At 62.7% G+C, this 12,519-nt stretch carries 25 protein-coding genes; 21 read left to right on the plus strand and 4 right to left on the minus strand.

Features of this window, described 5'->3' with window-relative positions:
* Positions 1-215: 215 nt before the first annotated feature.
* A complete protein-coding gene (locus tag ACVOMH_RS15130; RefSeq protein WP_481552500.1) occupies positions 216-800 on the minus strand; it encodes a hypothetical protein in 585 nt (194 codons plus the stop codon).
* A 35-nt stretch (positions 801-835) separates the two neighbouring features.
* On the opposite strand from ACVOMH_RS15130, the gene ACVOMH_RS15135 reads away from it, so the two are divergent.
* On the plus strand, positions 836-1,018 hold the full coding sequence (locus ACVOMH_RS15135; protein ID WP_481552501.1) for a hypothetical protein: 183 nt from the start codon (positions 836-838) through the stop codon (positions 1,016-1,018).
* A 10-nt stretch (positions 1,019-1,028) separates the two neighbouring features.
* Here ACVOMH_RS15135 and ACVOMH_RS15140 read toward each other — a convergent pair whose 3' ends face one another.
* Positions 1,029-1,214 carry a hypothetical protein gene (locus ACVOMH_RS15140; RefSeq protein WP_481552502.1) on the minus strand — a complete coding sequence of 62 codons (186 nt, stop codon included), beginning with the start codon at positions 1,212-1,214 and terminating at the stop codon, positions 1,029-1,031.
* Complete coding sequence (locus ACVOMH_RS15145) at positions 1,215-1,505, minus strand: helix-turn-helix domain-containing protein (RefSeq protein ID WP_481552503.1); 291 nt, start codon at positions 1,503-1,505, stop codon at positions 1,215-1,217.
* Between the two features lie 85 nt (positions 1,506-1,590).
* Here ACVOMH_RS15145 and ACVOMH_RS15150 point away from each other — a divergent pair, with 85 nt between their 5' ends.
* The 20 genes from ACVOMH_RS15150 (at position 1,591) to ACVOMH_RS15245 (ending at position 11,144) form a co-directional block, all read left to right on the plus strand.
* Positions 1,591-2,325 carry an XRE family transcriptional regulator gene (locus ACVOMH_RS15150; protein ID WP_481552504.1) on the plus strand — a complete coding sequence of 245 codons (735 nt, stop codon included), beginning with the start codon at positions 1,591-1,593 and terminating at the stop codon, positions 2,323-2,325.
* 45 nt (positions 2,326-2,370) lie between these two features.
* Positions 2,371-2,907, plus strand: a complete 537-nt coding sequence (locus ACVOMH_RS15155) for a DUF4124 domain-containing protein (RefSeq protein ID WP_481552505.1) — start codon at positions 2,371-2,373, stop codon at positions 2,905-2,907.
* A 246-nt stretch (positions 2,908-3,153) separates the two neighbouring features.
* Positions 3,154-3,387, plus strand: coding sequence for a hypothetical protein (locus ACVOMH_RS15160; RefSeq protein WP_054657756.1), 234 nt, complete (start codon positions 3,154-3,156; stop codon positions 3,385-3,387).
* Positions 3,384-3,761: a hypothetical protein gene (locus ACVOMH_RS15165; RefSeq protein WP_481552506.1), complete on the plus strand. Its 378-nt coding sequence runs from the start codon at positions 3,384-3,386 to the stop codon at positions 3,759-3,761. The genes ACVOMH_RS15160 and ACVOMH_RS15165 overlap by 4 nt, the downstream gene beginning before the upstream one ends.
* A complete protein-coding gene (locus ACVOMH_RS15170) occupies positions 3,758-4,036 on the plus strand; it encodes a hypothetical protein (RefSeq protein ID WP_481552507.1) in 279 nt (92 codons plus the stop codon). The genes ACVOMH_RS15165 and ACVOMH_RS15170 overlap by 4 nt, the downstream gene beginning before the upstream one ends.
* Positions 4,033-4,242 carry a hypothetical protein gene (locus tag ACVOMH_RS15175; RefSeq protein ID WP_481552508.1) on the plus strand — a complete coding sequence of 70 codons (210 nt, stop codon included), beginning with the start codon at positions 4,033-4,035 and terminating at the stop codon, positions 4,240-4,242. Before ACVOMH_RS15170 ends, ACVOMH_RS15175 begins: the two co-directional genes overlap by 4 nt.
* Positions 4,239-4,367, plus strand: a complete 129-nt coding sequence (locus ACVOMH_RS15180) for a hypothetical protein (protein WP_481552509.1) — start codon at positions 4,239-4,241, stop codon at positions 4,365-4,367. The genes ACVOMH_RS15175 and ACVOMH_RS15180 overlap by 4 nt, the downstream gene beginning before the upstream one ends.
* Entirely contained in the window at positions 4,364-4,588 is a 225-nt protein-coding gene (locus tag ACVOMH_RS15185; protein WP_481552510.1) for a hypothetical protein, read from the plus strand. The genes ACVOMH_RS15180 and ACVOMH_RS15185 overlap by 4 nt, the downstream gene beginning before the upstream one ends.
* A gap of 32 nt (positions 4,589-4,620) precedes the next feature.
* A complete protein-coding gene (locus ACVOMH_RS15190; RefSeq protein WP_481552511.1) occupies positions 4,621-4,911 on the plus strand; it encodes a hypothetical protein in 291 nt (96 codons plus the stop codon).
* The gene (locus ACVOMH_RS15195; protein WP_481552512.1) at positions 4,908-5,147 is read left to right on the plus strand and encodes a hypothetical protein; all 240 of its coding nucleotides are present in this window, start codon (positions 4,908-4,910) and stop codon (positions 5,145-5,147) included. The genes ACVOMH_RS15190 and ACVOMH_RS15195 overlap by 4 nt, the downstream gene beginning before the upstream one ends.
* A complete protein-coding gene (locus ACVOMH_RS15200; protein WP_481552513.1) occupies positions 5,144-5,431 on the plus strand; it encodes a DUF6378 domain-containing protein in 288 nt (95 codons plus the stop codon). The genes ACVOMH_RS15195 and ACVOMH_RS15200 overlap by 4 nt, the downstream gene beginning before the upstream one ends.
* A complete protein-coding gene (locus ACVOMH_RS15205) occupies positions 5,428-5,778 on the plus strand; it encodes a hypothetical protein (protein WP_481552514.1) in 351 nt (116 codons plus the stop codon). The genes ACVOMH_RS15200 and ACVOMH_RS15205 overlap by 4 nt, the downstream gene beginning before the upstream one ends.
* Complete coding sequence (locus ACVOMH_RS15210) at positions 5,775-6,341, plus strand: hypothetical protein (protein ID WP_481552515.1); 567 nt, start codon at positions 5,775-5,777, stop codon at positions 6,339-6,341. The genes ACVOMH_RS15205 and ACVOMH_RS15210 overlap by 4 nt, the downstream gene beginning before the upstream one ends.
* Complete coding sequence (locus ACVOMH_RS15215) at positions 6,338-7,336, plus strand: hypothetical protein (protein WP_481552516.1); 999 nt, start codon at positions 6,338-6,340, stop codon at positions 7,334-7,336. The genes ACVOMH_RS15210 and ACVOMH_RS15215 overlap by 4 nt, the downstream gene beginning before the upstream one ends.
* Entirely contained in the window at positions 7,333-8,175 is an 843-nt protein-coding gene (locus tag ACVOMH_RS15220) for a hypothetical protein (RefSeq protein WP_481552517.1), read from the plus strand. The genes ACVOMH_RS15215 and ACVOMH_RS15220 overlap by 4 nt, the downstream gene beginning before the upstream one ends.
* A complete protein-coding gene (locus tag ACVOMH_RS15225; protein ID WP_481552518.1) occupies positions 8,168-8,365 on the plus strand; it encodes a hypothetical protein in 198 nt (65 codons plus the stop codon). The genes ACVOMH_RS15220 and ACVOMH_RS15225 overlap by 8 nt, the downstream gene beginning before the upstream one ends.
* Positions 8,358-9,029, plus strand: coding sequence for a phiTE_072 family protein (locus ACVOMH_RS15230; RefSeq protein ID WP_481552519.1), 672 nt, complete (start codon positions 8,358-8,360; stop codon positions 9,027-9,029). The genes ACVOMH_RS15225 and ACVOMH_RS15230 overlap by 8 nt, the downstream gene beginning before the upstream one ends.
* Positions 9,029-10,690, plus strand: coding sequence for a DNA cytosine methyltransferase (locus tag ACVOMH_RS15235; RefSeq protein ID WP_481552520.1), 1,662 nt, complete (start codon positions 9,029-9,031; stop codon positions 10,688-10,690). Before ACVOMH_RS15230 ends, ACVOMH_RS15235 begins: the two co-directional genes overlap by 1 nt.
* Entirely contained in the window at positions 10,687-10,887 is a 201-nt protein-coding gene (locus ACVOMH_RS15240; protein WP_481552521.1) for a hypothetical protein, read from the plus strand. The genes ACVOMH_RS15235 and ACVOMH_RS15240 overlap by 4 nt, the downstream gene beginning before the upstream one ends.
* A complete protein-coding gene (locus tag ACVOMH_RS15245) occupies positions 10,884-11,144 on the plus strand; it encodes a pyocin activator PrtN family protein (protein ID WP_481552522.1) in 261 nt (86 codons plus the stop codon). The genes ACVOMH_RS15240 and ACVOMH_RS15245 overlap by 4 nt, the downstream gene beginning before the upstream one ends.
* 255 nt (positions 11,145-11,399) lie before the next feature.
* On the opposite strand, the gene ACVOMH_RS15250 is transcribed toward ACVOMH_RS15245, so the two are convergent.
* Positions 11,400-12,302: an SDH family Clp fold serine proteinase gene (locus ACVOMH_RS15250; protein ID WP_481552523.1), complete on the minus strand. Its 903-nt coding sequence runs from the start codon at positions 12,300-12,302 to the stop codon at positions 11,400-11,402.
* Positions 12,303-12,519: the final 217 nt, after the last annotated feature.

Raw genomic sequence — 12,519 nt, forward strand, 5'->3', positions numbered from 1 at the left:
GCATGTAGCGTTGGTTAGTGGCCGTGATGATTGCCTGTGCGTTGCTGCCAGCACCTTCATCTGCTCACGCAGTGCAAGAGCGTCGTCGCCCTGCAGGCCTGGCTCATCTTCAAGCGCTGCAGCTGCAGCCGCGATCTGTGCACGGCAGGCCGGCATATCAGCTGGCCTCCATTGCCGCCGAATCAGCGCCCTGATTGCATGGGCTATGCACCGCCTCATGCCCCCACCCCGCCATCATCCAGCAACGCCTGCACCGGTCTGCGCTGAGCAAGAACAGCGCTGATCAGATCATCCGATTTGTCGAGGATCTTGCGCGCGTACGGGCGATCACCACTGTCGATCTTCCCGTCGGTAAGGGCCGGCGCAAGTGCCGTCATCAACTCGCCGAAGTCCTGCACCAATGTTGCAAGCCCAGTTGTCTGCCCGCATTCGCCACAATCCGGCAAGCGAACGGAAAGCATTCCGCGCCGTCGCGCAAGGTCACGCTCGCAATCGCTTCGAAACGGCTCCGGCAGGCTGCATACCCACGCATCTTCAAGGTCCACCGGTAGCGTCTTAACTGTGCCATCCATATAGCGCCTCAGCACCTGGGCGTTGTTCTCCATCGCCTTGATCAACTCGGTGCCCTCGCCCGTGCGCAGCTTCACCTGCCTCACGTCGGGCGCCACCATCAATAGGTAGCTCTCCGCCACCAGCATCGCAAACGACGTGTAATTCATTGCCGTTGCATCAAGCATGCGGCGCGTGTGCCCGTAGACAACGGACTGCCGCGGCGGCAGAAACTGACGGACGTCCTTCATGCGCAAAGCCCTCGTTGCGGGGAGCATGCTGAGACATGACCAACCGCTCGCTCCCGCTGCGCTTCACCGTCCTTCGCCAGTTCGATATCCGAACCGGTCCGGGCGCTGTCGTCGCGGTCTTCTTCCAGCCGGCCAATGCCGCCCGCAATCAGAAGCCCGATGCCAATGCCCAACAGCAGGGTCGCCAGCGCAAACCGCAGGGTCTTCACAGTGTTTAAGCGGCGCATATCAACGAACCTCGTCAAGATGCAGCGGCCGGCCTGTGGCCCGGCGCTGCTGGAGAAGGGAAGCCCACTGGTCGCTGGTCAACATCGGTTCGAAACCGGCAGCGCCATCAATCAGGGGCTCGTCGAGCAACGCGCTGATCTCGGCATTACCCAGGTCATCAGCCAGCGGTTCGATATGGCGTGCCATCTAAGCGGCCTTGCTCACGGGAACAGTTGCAGTTGCCTCGGCCGGCGCCGCCGCGTCGGCCGTACTTCGGCGCGCGGGTGGGCTGGTCTCTTGGGCGGCCACATCAGAATCCTGGGCCACCCGCTCGGCAAGCTCGATCACGGCTTGGGATACGGCAAAGCTCGGGCCACGGGGCATCGCGCCGCGCTTGATGCGATGAATGGTTGGCTGCGAAGTGCCGGCCTCCCGGGATATGCGGGATTCGGACCAACCGGCAGCAACCAAAGCGAGGACGGCTTCTTGAGGTGTCATGGCGCGCATCCTATACGCAAACGAATAGCTAGCGCAATACGCAAACGATCTATTTGCCCTGCGTATTGTTCGGGACAATTCGTAAATGAATAAAGTGGCGAACAACCTGCGCGCCCTGATAGCCCGCAAGGGGATCAGCGAGAACCGACTGGCGATGGAGACGGGCGTCCCCCAGCCCACTATTCATCGCGTTATCAGCGGCAAATCAACCGACCCACGCGACGGCACCCTGCGCCCACTCGCCGACTTCTTCGGTATCACGGTCGAACAGCTGCGCACGGAATTACCCGACCTTGATGCGCCCACTGGCCGTGTCGGGGACCGCATCCCGGCATACCAGGTGCGTGCGTTCGACGGTGCAGACGATCTGGACGGCGATCGCGAAGTGCTCGTTGCCGAGGTCGATGTGGTGGTGTCCGGCGGCCACGGTGCCGCGGTTCCGGAGTTCGTCGAAACCAGCTATCGCATGGCCTACCAGCTCAACTGGTTCAAACAAGTGGGTGCTAAACCACACAACGTGCGCGTCATGAAGGTGACCGGCGACAGTATGGAGCGCACGCTGTTCCACGGTGATCGCATTGCCGTCAATACCGCCGACAAAGACATCATGGATGGCCGCGTGTACGTCTTTATGACTGGCGGCGCCTATCCAGACGTCAAAGTGAAGCGCCTGTATCGCACCAGCGATGGCCGTCTTCGCGTGGTCAGCGACAATCTGGACAAGACGCAGTACCCGGACGAGTACCTGGACGCGCACGAGATCGAGCAGATCCAGGTTATTGGCCGCGTAATCGACCGGAGTGGTCGAGGCGGCCTCTAGCACGCCACAATCACAAGTCACTTCTGAAAAGCCAGGACGCTATACATGAAGATCGCCGCTGCAATTGTCGCCTCACTGTTGCTGGCTCCGGCCGCCCATTCTCAAGTCTTCAAGTGCAAAGGGAAGTCTGGGGAAACCGTCTATTCGCAAGATCCATGCGACAGCACTGCCAAACCAATGCAGATACGCGGCACCAAGGCGGCCACTATCACTGACGCTGAAGTTCAGACTCGGGCCGCGGTTTTCAAGTCCACTGACCTGTCGGATTCCGCCATCTCCGAGCGCGGCTGCCTGGCCAATGCGAGCTCATCAATCAACAACCCATCGAACGAGCGAGTGGCCGGCTACCAGCAGCAGATCGCGGGCCTCAACAGGCAACTCGCTACTGCAAAGAACAATCTTGCCGGCGCTACATTTGCCAGCGGCATACACACTCAGATTGCCGGCCTCAATCAATCCATCGCGACCGAACGCAGCGCCGCTGCTACACAGATGGCATCGGCCAGACAGCAGTGCGCAGAAGAGCGCAGGCTGAGGCAAGAGCGCATCGAAGAGAAGTACACCCCCAAGCCTTCCGAGTGAAGCCATTTCCACCGCGATGCTGATCCACGCACACGCGTGGACAGGTGTCATTGAGGGCTTATGCATAAAATTATTCGTTTAGGTATTGCATTGGCTATTCGTTTGCGTATTATCGACCCCGCCAGCCCACAAAGCTGGTGGGCGACCGGCGGGTCGTCACCCTGCCGGCCCCTCCCCCTGACCGGTAGCAGGCCACTCCCCAGGCCGAACTGACCCGCCGGCGCCCTCCTTCTTCCGGAGAGCGCCATGAGCACGCAGCAACTCGCAAATGACGTATCCGCACCGGCCTCCCTGCCGCTGCGCGCACTGCACTGCCTGCTTTACGTAGCCGCCCGCGAACACCGCCGCGCCATCCTGCTGCGCGGGCGCAGTGCTGGCGAACACAGCAAGAACCAGAAGCGCCGCAGCCGCCGCATGGGCGTGGCCAGCCGTATGGCTGAAGCATTCGCCCGCGACACCGCGGCGGAGGCCCGGGCATGAGCACGCGCATCTTCCTGCACCGCTTCAATGCCGCTGATGGCACGCCCCGCGCCCGCGTGCTCGATCACAACGCCATCGACGACTTTCGCGCCTTCGATCCGAACGCCACCGTCGAAGAGCTGGACGCCCTGGCACTGAGCGACCTGCTCGCCGCCGACCGTGCTTTTGATCGCGTCGTCGCAGACACCCAGGCGCATCACCGCCGTGTCGCCGAGCGAGGCTACACCGCGATCGAAGCACCTACCACCCGGGAACTCTGCGAGCGCTACATCGCCGCCGAAATTGACCGTGCCGATGCCATTGAGCGCTGCACACACAACGCGGCAGCAGCGCCTCACCAAAGCGCTGCAAACACCAGCGGAGTTCCGGCATGAACACCCTTCCCATCGAAGAACACTTCCCCACCGGCCATGGCGGGGAAACCCTGGTGCTGATGGTCTGCGCCGGCTTTCTGTGGGCTGGCCGCTACGGCCAGAGCACTGCCGGTGCGCCGAAACAGGTTGCCGTCAGCGTTGCCCGGCGAGTCACCGCTCGCACCAGCACCCTGCATGTGGGCGGTGCCCGCTTCGCACTCAATCCGCGCGCCCTGCAGCGCGCCTGCCGCTGGCTCGACCGCCAGGGCGTCAAAGTAAGGGAGTTCCGCGCATGAGCGCCGACATCTACACGTTGCACACCTTCCAATCCGCACGGAAGTTCGCCGCCCGTGCCGGAGTGAGCGATGCCCAGGCCTTCGCGCGCATCCGTGAAGCCCAGCGCCATGGCGAGCAGGGAAACCATGTCGTCGGCGAGCTGCTGCAGCTGTCCATACAGCGCCGCAGCACCAGCAGGCCAAACCCGCCCGGCGGTGCTGCATGAGCGACGCTCTTGAGCGCGAGCTGAAGCGGCGCGCCCGCGAGGACATGGTCCTGATGGGGCTGATTGCGGGTGTGGCATTCGCCCTTGGCGCCGGCGTCGTCACAGTGCTGGGAGCCTGGGCATGAAGACCGCTGATCTTGTCGCCCTGTTCTGGATCGGCACCGCGCTCGGCGTGCTGTCGTGCCTCATCCACCGCGCATGGGTTACCAGCGCCCACTCGCTGCTGCTGGTGTTCGCCGCCGCGTGGCTGGCCCTTGTCGTCTACGCCATCAAGCGATGGCGGCGCGCACTGCGACGCCGCCGTATCGGGTTCCTGCGCCCCAATTCGCCGCCCGTCACCGAATAGTCCGCGCCCGCCCAAACTTTCCGGAGCCACACATGCACCTCCAACCCGTCGCGAAGCGCGCCCTACTGGCCGCATTCGCCTCCCAGGGACACACCCTGCGCCGCACCCGCGGCGGATTCGTCAGCACGCCAGTGCAGGTCAAGACCAGCAAGGCCGTCACCGTGGAAGTCTTCACCCGGCGCGCCATCAACTGGCTGGACAACGCAGGCCTGGTCGCCTTCGACGACCCGGAATTCCCGCGCGCAGTGAAGCTCACCGAGCGCGGCGTGGGTATGGCCCAGCAGCTCACCCTCGCCGGCAATGAAAAGGCGGTGGCTGCGTGAAACGCTCCGTCATCGTCTTTGGCCCCAAGGGCAGCGGCAAGACCCTTCACGCTGAGCAGCTGCGGCAGCACTTCGGCATGGAGCGCATCGTCGACGACTGGGACGGCAGCCGCCCGTTCCCAAGCTACGACTGCCTGGTACTGACCAACAACGCACACCCGCAGATTGCAGCACGCGGCAACTACTACGTGCTGAACAAGGCGCTGCTGAAGGCGGCGGGGATGGTTACACCATGACCGCGCCCACCGCTCCCCAGATCCTCACCGCAGCCGCCGACGACATCGCCCAGCGCGCCGCGCTGCGTGACCAGCCCACCGGCGAGCGCTCCATGGCCCGCACCGTGGCTGCGTTCAACGCCATGCACGGCACTTCCCTCACCGAAGTGCAGGGCTGGCAGTTCATGGCCCTGCTGAAGCTCGCCCGCGCCGCGGGCGGCACACACCACCCCGACGACTACCAGGACGGCGCCGCCTACATCGCGCTGGCCGGTGAAGCCGCTGCACAGGATCTGCAGGCATGACCGACATCAAACAATTGGCCGCTGTCACAGCTTTGAACAAGATGCTGGCTGGCAGGTACTTCGATATCTGCACCATCGACCGCATCGCGTCGATGTTGAATATCCACCAAGAAGGGGACGCCTACAAAATCCTCAGAACACTCCACTGCGTACATTACGGCGACATGCCCGCTGCGCTCAAAGCCGCACTGCCTGACTTGATCGCGCAGTGCTTTGCCAATGGGCCCGCATTCCAGATCGATATCCAGACTCTTGAAAGAGCACTACCGGCCAATGAGCCAGGTTCCTCACCAGAGGAAGTGAAAAAGCCAGGTCTCCTTGCCAGGTTGACGGGGGCCATGCCATGAGCATCTCCACCTTCCTCATCACCCGCATCGCCGGTCGCCGCCCACCCGACTTCATCGTCGGTGCCGACGATCCCGCCGGCGCGTACTTGCTGCGTTGGTATCTCACCCCTTGGCGGGGCTGGTACCGGCATATCGACGAAGCGCAGCGCACCCGCTGGCAGCGTTTCGCCGTGTGGCTGAGCATGCGCCTGCCCAACGTGTACCTGCACAAGTTCCTGCGCAGCGATGACGAACGCGCCCTGCATGATCACCCATGGGCCTGGGCGTCGCTCCTTCTGCATGGCAGCTACATCGAGCACACCATCGCCGCCGGTGGCATCCACAAGCGCACTGTCCGCACCCGCGGCAACCTGAAGCTGTCCGGCCCCCGTGCTGCGCACCGAGTGGAGCTATGGGAGTCACTGAGCAACGGCCCATCTCCCTGCTGGACGCTCTTCATCACCACGCCAATCCTGCGGGAATGGGGCTTCCACTGCCCACAGCGCGGCTGGGTGCACTGGCGCGACTTCACCGCCGCCGGCGATGGCCGCCGCGGCGAGATCGGCAAGGGCTGCGACGCATGACCGCGCTCAACCTCACTCCGGCCGATATTCGCGGCGGCACCAATCGGTCTGCCGGTATCCGCGCCGTGCTCCGTGCCAATGGGCCCAGCACCACCGATGAAATCTGCCTCGCCATGGGGATCACCGACAGCTACACGCGGGCCGCCGTGCGGTCCACCATGCGCGCGATGAAGCAGGACGGAATTGTTACCTGCTCCGAAGGTGCCAAGCCTCTGCGCTGGCGCATCCTGCGCGAGCCGCAGGAGCGCAACATCTCCGTCGCGCCACGCCCACGTGGGCAGATGTGGGCCGAGCGACAAGCCACCGCCTACAAAAACGCAGAAGCCGCCTATATGAAATGGCGTGACGACACCGCTGCCGACAAGCGATCCATTGGCGAGCGCGTGCGCCAGATCGTCAAGCAACTAGGCACCGCCTCTGCCGATGAGATCTACACCGCGCTCGGTCTGTCGCCGGAAGTGGGCCGCGTGCGCATGTACTCCATCATCCACAACCAGGCGCGCGACGGCATGCTGGAGCGCATTCCAGGGCGACCACTCCGCTACCGCTGGCTGCGCGACGCGAAGCCCACTGCCACACCTCGCCATCAGCCGGCCGGCAACAACGCAAAGCGCACCGCCGCCCGATTGAAACGCCAGGCTGCGAGACAAGCGCAACAGCTGCAGCGCGCCGAGGCCCGCCGCATCGCCCGTGAGCAGCGCCTCGCACAGCAGAAGCTTGCGCGGGATGCCCGCCAGCGTGAGGCACTCAAGCGCGCCCAGCTGCGCGCACAAAAGCAGAGCGCCCAGATCGCCCGTCTGGCTGCCGCCACTGCCCGCATCGCCGGGGAAACCACCACGTCGAAAGAGGTACCAACCATCCAGCCGGAAACCATCGAGCAATGGATGGCCCGCACCGGCAAACGCCCCGAAGTGCTGCCCAACAACTTCGACGAGCCAATCACCTCATTCCCAGGCCGCCGGCCCACCGTCAACCCGAAGGGACACAACGCATGAGCGCACACAACGAGCAGCCCGCCGCAGCGCAGGAGGCGTTGGCTGACGTGCAAATCCTCCGCGCTGTTCAAGTGTTTATTGCGGGCCGGTTCGGTGAGCATGACGGCTGGGCGAAGGCCGTTTCCCGCGCTGCTGCCCGTATCGCCGCCCCCGTCGCCGCAGCGCCTGCCATCGATGACCCGTGGCGCGGCCTGTACCGCCCGGAAGCTATGCCAGTCATGGATGGCGTCAACGACTACGTGGTTTACCACGCGGACCTGCCTGTATGGCCTGATGACGACGAGCGCAGCATCCGCCCACTGATCGAGGCCCAAGGGTTCCAGGCTTTCGTTGTCTCAGAGGAATTCCCGGATGACATAGAAGCCCCAGACTTCGATGTGTGCTCGTGGCTTGCAGCATGGCAGCCGGATCCGCCGATGGTCGGCGAGTGGCGGCTGGCAATGAAGGCCGAAACCGAAGACGGCCCGACCGCGATCTTTGTGCGCCCGCTGTCGGCGCATGTGGAGGACCTGGCCGCGCGCGTGGCGGAACGCGAACAGCAGATCCTCAAGTTGGAACGAGCTGCAGCTCCTGTGATTGCCGCCAGCCCCAAGGGCGGCAGCGATGCGCTCGCGAACGCGGCAATGGCGGGCGAGTATCAGAAGTGGATCGATTTCTACAACCGTGGTGAGGGCGACTACGGGGATTTTTTGCGCCGTGAAATCATGCCGTGGAAGACTTCCGCCATGCAGGTCACCAGCGCCGAGGTGGGTGGCTGCACGCTATCCGGGGGATGCGATTGCATCGGCACCTGTAAGCACGGCCGGGGCGGCCACGGCGCGGGGGTGTCTGATGCGTAAGCGCATGTGGGCGATTACGGATCATGCAGGCGATCCGATGCTGGACACGCTCTCCGAGTCCGCCGACGAATCAATTAGCGTCGTCGCAAAGCGGATAGATGTCGATTACGACGGAATTCTGCGCGTTGGCTTCGCACTTGCGCGCGTTGACGTGGTCGTGACTGTACTCAGTGAGGTGCGCCATGACTGACAACATGCAGCGGGCCAGGGAGCTGCTGGCGGCGGAGTATGAGAGAGCAGGGATATACGACGGCGCTGTTGATGAGGCTTTCTCTGCGGACCGAGCAGCCCTAGCCGCCATCGCCGCCGCCCTGCGCGCCGCGCCGGAGGTGCTACACATTCGAGTCCGCAACAACGGCGAGTATGGGTCGTTCTACCTGCGCGAGGGTGTCGATGGCGAAGGTGACCGCAAGAGCTATTGGTGCGAACTGACCTGCAACACCGGGTTCGGTGTGGTCGGCCACTACTGGAGCAGCATGGGCGGCCCGGCCGCGTGGTTCCTATCCAAGCTCAACAGCGAATACCTGATCGGCAAGCTGTGGGGTTCCGATGCAACCGTGTTCTGCGGCGATACCGCCGTGGCACAGGCCAAAGCCGAATTGCTCCGCGAGCGCCGCGACGGGGACCTGTCGAAGGAGGATGCCCGCGAGGCATTCAACGCCTTCTGGAGCGTAAGCACAGAGTTTGAGTGGCATCAGATGGTGCTGGACTGCAAATGGCTGCATCGCCATCTATTGGACTGCGGCGGCCCGTTCGGCAGTGTCGTGAACCCTCAGGCGCTGGGCTTCTGGAAACACCTGTGGCCCGATTTTATCGCGCAACTTACCGCCGCCCGCCCGCAGGGGGTGAAGTGATGGCTGACGGCTCCCTGCGCTTCAACTTCCCGCTGCCGCAAATGTCCCGGCTGCGCCCGGGCGAGATTGTGGTGGATCTGTTCGCCGGCGGCGGCGGCGCCAGCGAAGGCCTGAAGCAGGCGCTGGGCATCGATCCCGCACTGGCCTACAACCACGACGAGCAGGCCATCGGCATGCACGCCGCGAACCACCCGCTCACGCAACACCACCGCGAGGACATCTGGCATGCGGACCCGCGCGTGGACGTGGCCGGCCGCAAGATCGGCTGGTTCCACGCCTCGCCCGATTGCACGCACTTCAGCCAGGCCAAAGGGGGCCAGCCGCGCAGCCGCAAGACGCGGGCGCTGTCGTGGGTGGTGCTCAAGTGGGTGGGCCAGCTGCTGGAAGCCGACAAGCGCGCCGGCGGCAACACCGTGCCGCGCATCATCAGCATGGAAAACGTGTGGCAGATCCTCACGTGGGGGCCGCTGGTGGCCAAGCGCTGCAAGGCCACCGGCCGTGTGCTGCGCATGGACGGCAGCGTGGCCGAGCCCGGCGAGCGGGTGCCGGTGGAAATCCAGCAGCTCATCCCGGACAAGCGCCACAGCGGCCGTACCTGGCGGCAGTTCGTGCTTGCGCTGGAATCGCTGGGCTATGCAGTGGAATGGCGAAAGCTGGTGGCCAGCGACTACGGCGCCGGCACCAGCCGCGAGCGGCTGTTCCTGCTCGCCAGACGCGACGGCCAGCCGATCCACTGGCCCAGCCCAACACACGGCAAGGCGCACGGCCTGAAGAAGCTTGTCACCGCCGCTGACAGCATCGACTTCAGCGACTTGGGCCGCTCCATCTTCGATCGGCCGCGCCCATTGGCCGACGCCACCATGCGCCGTATCGCCAAGGGCCTGAAGCGACACGTCATAGATGCCGCCGAGCCATTCTTCCTCACCGAGTTTGCCAACGCCGGCAACGGCGGCCGCATCTGGTCGGCGCAGGAGCCGCTGCGTACCCAGTGCGCTGGGGTGAAGGGCGGGCACTTTGCGGTGGTGGCGCCGGCGCTCGTCAAGTTCAAGGGCGACAGCATTGGCCAACCGGTCCATTCCCCCTTGCCGACGATCACCGCAGGGGGCGCCTGCAAACGACCCGCGGGCGCTGCTCATTCACTCGCATTGATGGCCGCCTTCCTCGAGCAGGCCAACGGCGGGTTCGCTGCCGACAACAGCGGCCACGACCTGCGCAAACCTGTCAGCACCATCACCGCCAGCGGAAGCCAGCAGCGCCTGGTGACCGCCGATGTGGCCGAGCTTTCGCCCGAGCAGGAAGCCGGCGCACTGCGCGTGGCCGCTTTCCTCATCAACTACTACGGCAACGGCACCGCCCTGGACGTTCGCGACCCGCTGGATACGATTACCACGCGCGATCGCATGGCACTGGTCACCGTGATGATCGGCGCCACGCCCTACGTGATCACCGACATCCGGCTGCGCATGCTCAAGCCCCGGGAGCTTTTCACCGCCCAGGGCTTCCCGCCTGACTACATCATCGACCGCACCGCCAACGGCAGCCCGCTGACCACCAGCGCCGCCGTGCGCATGGTCGGCAACAGCGTGAGCCCTGCACCGATAGCAGCGCTAGCCCGCGCAAATCTAGATCCCGTGTTGCAGGACGAAAGGATGGCGGCATGAGAAGCGACCGTTGTCAGCTCGACATCTTCGATCACAGCGCACAGCGCATGGCAGCCGCCAACCGGGTTGCAGCGGAACACGCGCAGCTTGCCTACAACTTCCCACCCACAGTCCGCGACGAGCGGGTAAAGCACTACATCTCAGAAGCAGAGCGCTACGAAGCGATCGCTGCGCAGGTTGAAAGGAAAGCACCATGACCACAACTACCGTCTTCCTGCTGCTGGCCGAGTTCGGAACCGGGCACATCCCCCTGGAGAAGTGCTGCCATCACTTCGGCATGAAGCCGGAGGAAGCGAACAAGCGCGCTGCGCGCCAGTCGCTGCCAGTGCCTGTCTTCCGCCTGGGAAGCCAGAAGTCGCCGTGGCTCGTAGCTGCGGACGTGCTGGCCGCTTACATCGACGGGCAGCGCGACGAAGCTACGAAGCAGTGGCAAAAGCTGCAGCGTGCATCATGAAAAAGCCCCGCTTTCGCGGGGCTTTTTCAGCTTATATCAAGCACTCCATCTTTCACCAATGAAGTCCGGTGTACTCGTGTATGGCTGTCTGTACATACCCGAGCTTTCGCCCTTGGCAACATCCCTGACAACACCGCGGGCTTGAGCAGACGCTTCCAACTCACGTCCCAGGCTCCCTAGTTCCTCAGCCTTCTTACGGACGCTACGAAGAACCTCTTCGTGCTGGTTAACAACGTTCATGATCATTACCTTTGGTTATGGCATCCGAATGCCGAGCTTGGTGTGGATTGCCGCCGGCCAACTTTTCTTTCCCATGTAGTCGACCAACAAATTGTGGTAGTTGCGAATGCTTCGCTTCAAATCTACATCGGTGCCGTAGTTGGTGATCTTTAGCTTAATTTCTTCACTGACCAGATCGTCGCATGTGATGCCTCGACCGTGTGAATGCCAGCGCTGAGCATCGCCCAAAATTTCGGCAATCTCATTGGCTCGCTCCTGCTTGTTCGCATCTGTCACTTGGACACCAGAAGTGTCTCGTGAGTTCCAGTTTTTGAACTTGTACTTAGGCAACCATTCCTTGAGCAAGGATTTTGAGTGCTCAATTGCTTGCTCAATGTGAAAGAGTTTCGCCGGGTCAAATTTCTCAATCAGATATGAGATTTCAGCGCGAACGTTTCCTGCATCAGAAGCAGTGTTGATCGTGTGCACCAACTCCTTGTACTTGGCAAGGTAACCCATGCCAGGAACGTAGTCTCCACCGCTTGCTGAATATTGAGGGTCGATCGGCCCCAAAACTGAGTGATAGTCCATCAGGATGTCATCACCAGACAATGCAAGAACTGTTCCGGCGCTGTATGCGTAATTCGGGATGATGAACACAACCTCCGAATAATGCTGCCGCATGGCTCGAACCATTCGCTCAACGGTCTCTATGTAGCCGCCGCCAGTCTCAAGCACAACCGCAAGCTTAGGCAAAGGCTCCCCACCTTCCGATGCTTGCTCTGCCAGTTCCTCAATTGCTAATCGGACGACGTCATCCCATGGCGGAGCCATAGGCGTGACGATTGTCACAACGTCGGCCTGAAGTTTTGTTGCCAGATCTGAATTACAGCTGTTCAGGAAACCATCAACGATGGTCTCCGTCCTTAGACGCTCCATGCCTTCCCCTGATCCATCAAGTTGACACCGCAAACCTGAAATTATATCTGACGCCTCACCTTGTCTACTGATGGTGGCTTCAGCAAATGCAACCCGTGTTAAACCGAAACACCTGCCACATGCCACGAAAGTGCAACATTAGAAACATAAAACACCACATGTCACTGAATTATATATATTTTTAAGGACTGTGGATCCAGTCCATCATCGGGGCGAC

It is taken from the genome of Stenotrophomonas sp. STEN013, from assembly GCF_056760355.1.

Bases quoted from the DNA above. Each gene is read 5' to 3' on its own strand.
- ACVOMH_RS15130 (WP_481552500.1), bottom strand. From the start codon at position 800: ATGAAGGACGTCCGTCAGTTTCTGCCGCCGCGGCAGTCCGTTGTCTAC.
- ACVOMH_RS15135 (WP_481552501.1), top strand. From the start codon at position 836: ATGACCAACCGCTCGCTCCCGCTGCGCTTCACCGTCCTTCGCCAGTTC.
- ACVOMH_RS15140 (WP_481552502.1), bottom strand. From the start codon at position 1,214: ATGGCACGCCATATCGAACCGCTGGCTGATGACCTGGGTAATGCCGAG.
- ACVOMH_RS15145 (WP_481552503.1), bottom strand. From the start codon at position 1,505: ATGACACCTCAAGAAGCCGTCCTCGCTTTGGTTGCTGCCGGTTGGTCC.
- ACVOMH_RS15150 (WP_481552504.1), top strand. From the start codon at position 1,591: ATGAATAAAGTGGCGAACAACCTGCGCGCCCTGATAGCCCGCAAGGGG.
- ACVOMH_RS15155 (WP_481552505.1), top strand. From the start codon at position 2,371: ATGAAGATCGCCGCTGCAATTGTCGCCTCACTGTTGCTGGCTCCGGCC.
- ACVOMH_RS15160 (WP_054657756.1), top strand. From the start codon at position 3,154: ATGAGCACGCAGCAACTCGCAAATGACGTATCCGCACCGGCCTCCCTG.
- ACVOMH_RS15165 (WP_481552506.1), top strand. From the start codon at position 3,384: ATGAGCACGCGCATCTTCCTGCACCGCTTCAATGCCGCTGATGGCACG.
- ACVOMH_RS15170 (WP_481552507.1), top strand. From the start codon at position 3,758: ATGAACACCCTTCCCATCGAAGAACACTTCCCCACCGGCCATGGCGGG.
- ACVOMH_RS15175 (WP_481552508.1), top strand. From the start codon at position 4,033: ATGAGCGCCGACATCTACACGTTGCACACCTTCCAATCCGCACGGAAG.
- ACVOMH_RS15180 (WP_481552509.1), top strand. From the start codon at position 4,239: ATGAGCGACGCTCTTGAGCGCGAGCTGAAGCGGCGCGCCCGCGAGGAC.
- ACVOMH_RS15185 (WP_481552510.1), top strand. From the start codon at position 4,364: ATGAAGACCGCTGATCTTGTCGCCCTGTTCTGGATCGGCACCGCGCTC.
- ACVOMH_RS15190 (WP_481552511.1), top strand. From the start codon at position 4,621: ATGCACCTCCAACCCGTCGCGAAGCGCGCCCTACTGGCCGCATTCGCC.
- ACVOMH_RS15200 (WP_481552513.1), top strand. From the start codon at position 5,144: ATGACCGCGCCCACCGCTCCCCAGATCCTCACCGCAGCCGCCGACGAC.
- ACVOMH_RS15205 (WP_481552514.1), top strand. From the start codon at position 5,428: ATGACCGACATCAAACAATTGGCCGCTGTCACAGCTTTGAACAAGATG.
- ACVOMH_RS15210 (WP_481552515.1), top strand. From the start codon at position 5,775: ATGAGCATCTCCACCTTCCTCATCACCCGCATCGCCGGTCGCCGCCCA.
- ACVOMH_RS15215 (WP_481552516.1), top strand. From the start codon at position 6,338: ATGACCGCGCTCAACCTCACTCCGGCCGATATTCGCGGCGGCACCAAT.
- ACVOMH_RS15220 (WP_481552517.1), top strand. From the start codon at position 7,333: ATGAGCGCACACAACGAGCAGCCCGCCGCAGCGCAGGAGGCGTTGGCT.
- ACVOMH_RS15225 (WP_481552518.1), top strand. From the start codon at position 8,168: ATGCGTAAGCGCATGTGGGCGATTACGGATCATGCAGGCGATCCGATG.
- ACVOMH_RS15230 (WP_481552519.1), top strand. From the start codon at position 8,358: ATGACTGACAACATGCAGCGGGCCAGGGAGCTGCTGGCGGCGGAGTAT.
- ACVOMH_RS15235 (WP_481552520.1), top strand. From the start codon at position 9,029: ATGGCTGACGGCTCCCTGCGCTTCAACTTCCCGCTGCCGCAAATGTCC.
- ACVOMH_RS15240 (WP_481552521.1), top strand. From the start codon at position 10,687: ATGAGAAGCGACCGTTGTCAGCTCGACATCTTCGATCACAGCGCACAG.
- ACVOMH_RS15245 (WP_481552522.1), top strand. From the start codon at position 10,884: ATGACCACAACTACCGTCTTCCTGCTGCTGGCCGAGTTCGGAACCGGG.
- ACVOMH_RS15250 (WP_481552523.1), bottom strand. From the start codon at position 12,302: ATGGAGCGTCTAAGGACGGAGACCATCGTTGATGGTTTCCTGAACAGC.